A 5,348-nucleotide genomic window follows, 5' to 3' on the forward strand; every position below is an offset into this window, starting at 1 on the left:
GAGGCCCGTAAACGAATAACTCCGATCCCTGCTTTCGCTAAGGCCGCGATCAATCGTATTCGCAACTCGATCTTTCAGCGGATGCACGACATCACCAGGCGTGATGGGAGTGCCGGCTATCAGCGGGCAATCAACGGACTAGATCAAGGAGTGGATCGTCGTGGCAGCACGATGAATGCCTTCTTGGGAATCAAGTGCCTTACCGAACTTTTGACGATGGGCCGAGTTGGCATCTTCGTTGATAACTCGGTGGTGTCCGGCGAGACATTGGCGGATGTTGGAAAGGCTCGACCTTACCTTTATCCCTACCAGGTTGAAGACATTCTGAGTTGGTCCTGCACAAAGCCGGACGATCCCAGTGAATTCCAAGCGGTTTTGCTTCGTGATACGGTCATGGATTTTGACCAGGCTACGATGCTGCCCATCCAGAATTATCAACGGATACGGCTGTTGTGGATTGACCAAAATACGGGTCTTGTGAATTTGCAGTTCTATTCGACGGACGGCGATCCAATTGACCGAGACGGCAATCCTGGCGGTCCAGTTGTGCTGGAGTTGAATCGTATTCCGTTTGTGATGGCGGACATAGGCGACTCCTTGTTGAAGGACATTTGCAACCATCAGATCGCGCTACTGAATTTGTTGTCGAGCGACGTTAATTTTGCCCTCAAGGCAAACTTCCCGTTCTACATCGAGCAACGCGATATGCGGGCCGTGGGCGGTCACTTGAAGCAGGCCGCAAATCCTGATGGGACTGCGACGGCAGGCGGACAGGCTGCACACGATAATGAAATTACGATGGGAGCAACGCGAGGTCGAGCCTATGACATCAAGGCTCAAGCACCGGCGTTTATCAATCCATCGCCCGACCCCCTCAAGGCGTCGATGGAACTCCGCGAGGAGATCGCTCAGGAAATCAATCGACTGGTTAATCTTGGCGTCGAGTCGCTTGTTGGAAAAATGCCAACCGGAACTCAAGCACTTGACAGCGGCGGACTTGAAGCAGGTCTCAGTTTCATCGGACTCGTTCTGGAAAGCACGGAACGAAAGGTTGCTGAGTTCTGGGGTGCCTACGAAGATCGTGTTGAGAGCCGACGCAAGATTGCAACGATCAAATATCCCGATCGTTATTCCTTGAAGACAGATCAGGACCGCATCGACGAGGCGACATCGCTTTCCAAGTTGATGGCTAGCGTCCCTGGTCAAACGATCAAGCGCGAGATCAGCAAGAGCATCACGCAGGCGTTGATCGGCGGCAAAGTCAGCGTCGAGACTATCACGAAGGTCAACGGCGAAATCGACAGTTCTGCTTACACCACCAGCGATCCAACCACAATCCTTGCGGCTGTGGAAGCTGGCTTGTGCGGCGAAAAGACGGGTTCGATGGCTCTAGGCTTTGGTCCAGACGAACACATTCAGGCTAAGAAGGATCATGCGGAGCGGGCCGCCCGCGTGGCTCAAGCGCAGGCAAGCGTGAAGGGTAACGGTCCAATGGCTGGACAAACTGGTGGCGATCCGGCCGCTCGTGGGGTGCCGGACCTGTCGGCGAATCCCGCAGCACCAGCCCAGGAAAAATTACAGGGTCGTGATCGAACCTTACACGATAGCAAACGCCGGCGCGTTCGAGGCAAAGGCGTAAAGAACCCAGGGAACCAAACCCCATGAATATCCAGCAAGAATCGTTAGATAGTGGCTTTGTCGTAGGACACGGCGGGGCTGATGCCTCCAGCAAGCCCATCGTCGCCGTTGGTTATGCCAACAAGGCGTACAAGGGCGTGCGCGTCCGCGCAGCCACGGATAATAACCTTGTCATCTATATTGGTCCGCAAGGTGTTACCGTTTCGACGGGTTACCCGTTGCCCGCTGGCGAGGAACTTTGTATTCCGATTGAAGACCCATCCAAGATTTACGTTACTGCCACGCCGGCGAACAACGCTCAGCAAACCGTGGCACTTACTGGCCAGAGTGTCGGTAATACATTCACCCTGACTTTCATGGGTCAGACTACCGCTCCGATCGCCGTGAACGCCAACGCAGCCACAGTGCAGGCGGCACTTCGACTTTTGTCCACGATCGGCTCCTCGGGCTGCACAGTGGCAGACACGGGCGGCGGACCTCCTTACACGGTCACGTTCACTGGCCCATTGGCCAAGATCGACGTGGACTTGATGACTTCGCCCGCTGTTGGTCTCAATGAGAAGCAAAACGTCACGGTCACGAATGCGATCGCCGACGACAAACTCGTGCTGACCTTCGGTGCAAATTCGACATCTGAGTTGGCCTACAATGCGACTTCCGCTCAGATTCAATCGGCTTTGGAAGGTTTGACAAGCATCGGGGCGGGCAACGTGTCTGTCACGGATGGTGCTACCGGCTGGGACGTGGAGTTCGTCGGCGATCTGGAAAAGACCGACGTTGGGGCGATTACCGGCGTGGCTGGCAAGAACGAAAAGCAAACTGTCACCGTGACTGGTGCGGTGGCCGGCGATAAACTCGTGATGACCTATGGTGGTAATTCGACCGCCGAGGTCAATTACAACGTCAGCGGTGCTGGTCTGCAAACGGCTCTGGATGGAATCGTTGCGCTCAATGGCAAGACTTCCGTCACCGGCGATGGTCCTTATGTCGTCGAGTTTGTTGACAGCCTGTCCAAGACCGACGTGGCTGCAATGACGGGCGCGTGCGGCAAGAACGAGAAACAAACGATCACGGTCACAAACGGTGTGGCCGGCGACAAGATGATTTTGACCTTGGGTGCCAATTCGACATCCGAGTTGAACTACAACGTCAGTGGGGCTGATCTACAGACGGCCCTTCGTGCTCTTACCAGCATTGGTGCTGGAAACTGTACGGTCACTGGTGACGGACCTTATCTGGTCGAGTTCATCAGTGGCAAGGCCAAGACTGACATGGCTGCGATTACCGGCGTGGCTGGTAAGAATGAAAAGCAAACGATCACGCTGGATGTAAGTGTTGATGGTGGAACTTTCACGTTGACTTATGTTGACCAGACTACCGGAAACATTCCTTGGAATGAATCCACTGCGAATGTTGCAATCGCTCTCAAAGCGTTGTCAAACATTGGAGATTCCGATGTGGCGGTGACTGGTGTCCCTGGAGCTTGGATTGTCGAATTCACTGGCGCGCTGGCTAAGACCGATGTGGTCATTCTGGTTGGCGACGGGACGAATTTGACCGGCACCGATGTTGTCAAGGATGTAACAGTTGTGGAGACCGTGAAGGGTAACTTAGCTTCGGTTGGAGTCGTGGAAACCGTGAAGGGTAACTTAGCTTCGGTTGGAGTCGTAGAAACCTACAAGGGAAACACGGGCACGGTCACTGTGGTTGAGGCTCCCAAGGGTGACGCGGACCTAACTGTCACGATTGCCAAGGTCGCTGACATCACTGACGAGAGTCAGTATTCGTGGATTTCACTTTAAGTTCTAACGCCTTGGAGATTCACGATGGCTATTAGCACAACTTACTATGGTGATCTCTCCGAGGCAGACGCTTATTTTTCTATGCGTCTGCACGAGAGTGCGTGGACGGATGCTGCCGAATCGGATCGTCCAAAAGCCCTTTGGGCTGCCACGCAGATTATTGACACATTGAATTATAAGGGCTTCAAGAGTACCGTCTACACGCTTTTGCAAGGCTATGGCCTGCAAGATATTCCTTCGACCAACGGCGACTATGATATTTCTCCTACGATTGAGGAAGTAATGGTTGCCGAAGCATCGCAGGAATTGGAATTTCCGCGTGGTGCAGATACAGAAGTCCCAGAAGCGATCCGTCGCGCGTGCTACGAGATCGCCCATACGCTCCTTGACGGAAAAGACCCTGAGTTGGAGCTTGAGAATCTTGGCATTGTTAGCCAAGGTTATGCGTCAGTCCGCACCACATTCAGTCGCACTCATGTTCCAGTGGAACACATCGTCAATGGTGTGCCCTCGGCAATGGCTTGGCGACTGCTTGTGCCTTTCCTGCGTGATGATGACGCAATTCGTGTTAGCCGGGTTTCTTAATCCCGGCTTCTTTCACCGGCTGGCGATTACCCGTGCCAGAACTACCGGGTCCAAACTGCGGGGTAAAGGGAAGTAATGGTTATGCGTGTTAGTGATTGGTACAAATCCTGTGCGCTCGTTGCGTGCTATGAAGGCGAAGACGAAGCCGCAAAGGCGGCCGAAGCGGCTGCTGCGGCTGCGGTTGCAGCCGACGATGTGAAAGCCCCCGAGGGATTCACACCGGACCAACAGAAGAAATTCAATGATGCAGTCGCCACCGAACGGCGTAAGCAGGAAGCCAAGTACCGCAAGGAACTTGAGAAGACCGAAGGCACCTATAAGGAGCTTTTGGCAAACAGCAAGAGTTTGACGGAGAAGGAACGACAAACGCTGCAAGACAACCTGGAAACGATTCAGGGTCAACTTCGCAGCAAAGAACAGCAAGCCGCCCAGGAGAAGAAGGAACTGGAAGTTTCCTATCAAGGAAAACTTACGGCGGCTGAGAAACGTGCTCAAGAGGCTGAAACGCGATGGCGAGATTCGACGGTCCTGCGTGGACTGCAAGACGCCGCTGTTGAGCACGAGGCATATAGTTCGAGCCAAGTCGTGACAATTCTCAAGAGTATGACGAGGCTGGTTGAGAAAGTGGACGCGAACGGCAAGGGAACCGGACAATTTGATGTCATGGTGGACTTCCCTGATAAAGATGCCACTACCGGACAAAGTGTTATGACCTCCAAGACGCCAACTGAGGCAGTCAAGCGGATGACAGAGATTCCCGAGTTCCAGAATCTCTTCCGTAAGAATGTCGTGTCGGGTGTTGGAGGCAATTCGGCTATCGGTGGCCTTACACCGGGTTCCAACGGACGGATTGACGTGCGTAATCTCACACACGATCAGTACCTCAAGGTGCGAGCAGAGAACCCCGAACTGCTCGGTCTGCGTCCTAATGGACGCCGTTAAGAAGTCGGGGGCTGATTGCTTTTTACAACAACGAATCTGTCCCTTTTGGAGACAACAAGATGAACCCGTGGTATCTTTCTGTAGCGACTGTTGCCTGTTACGGCATCAGTGTCACCGGCTACGCCGCTGACGCAGGCAATGACGCTTTTATTCCCGAGATGTGGGCCAACGAAGGTTTGGCTATTCTCGAATCCAACATGGTTATGGCCAATTTGGTCTACCGTGATTTCGAGCCGCAAGTGCAGAACTACGGCGACGTAGTGAACACTCGCCGGCCCGGTACGTTCGCCATCTCTCGTAAGCGAGACGGCGACACCCTGGTTGCGCAAGAGGCCAACGCCACGAATGTGCGCGTTCCTCTGGACCAGTGGTTCTACACCA

5 protein-coding genes are annotated in these 5,348 nt (G+C 53.9%); all 5 read left to right on the forward strand.

The features are described from left to right. Nucleotides 1-1,665: hypothetical protein (locus WCX19_RS14780; protein WP_373009470.1), on the forward strand; the 1,665-nt coding region annotated here is incomplete at its 5' end. Beyond that, complete coding sequence (locus WCX19_RS14785; RefSeq protein WP_373009472.1) at nt 1,662-3,440, forward strand: hypothetical protein; 1,779 nt, start codon at nt 1,662-1,664, stop codon at nt 3,438-3,440. The genes WCX19_RS14780 and WCX19_RS14785, both read left to right, overlap by 4 nt. A 24-nt stretch (nt 3,441-3,464) precedes the next feature. Continuing rightward, nucleotides 3,465-4,025: a hypothetical protein gene (locus WCX19_RS14790; RefSeq protein ID WP_373009474.1), complete on the forward strand. Its 561-nt coding sequence runs from the start codon at nt 3,465-3,467 to the stop codon at nt 4,023-4,025. An 81-nt stretch (nt 4,026-4,106) separates the two neighbouring features. After that, a complete protein-coding gene (locus WCX19_RS14795) occupies nt 4,107-4,967 on the forward strand; it encodes a hypothetical protein (protein WP_373009476.1) in 861 nt (286 codons plus the stop codon). Nucleotides 4,968-5,026: 59 nt separating this feature from the next. Further along, nucleotides 5,027-5,348, forward strand: a 322-nt coding sequence (locus WCX19_RS14800; protein WP_373009477.1) for a hypothetical protein, incomplete at its 3' end; no start/stop codon positions are given.

The sequence above is a fragment of the Methanoregula sp. genome, assembly GCF_041663825.1.
GTDB lineage: Archaea > Halobacteriota > Methanomicrobia > Methanomicrobiales > Methanospirillaceae > Methanoregula.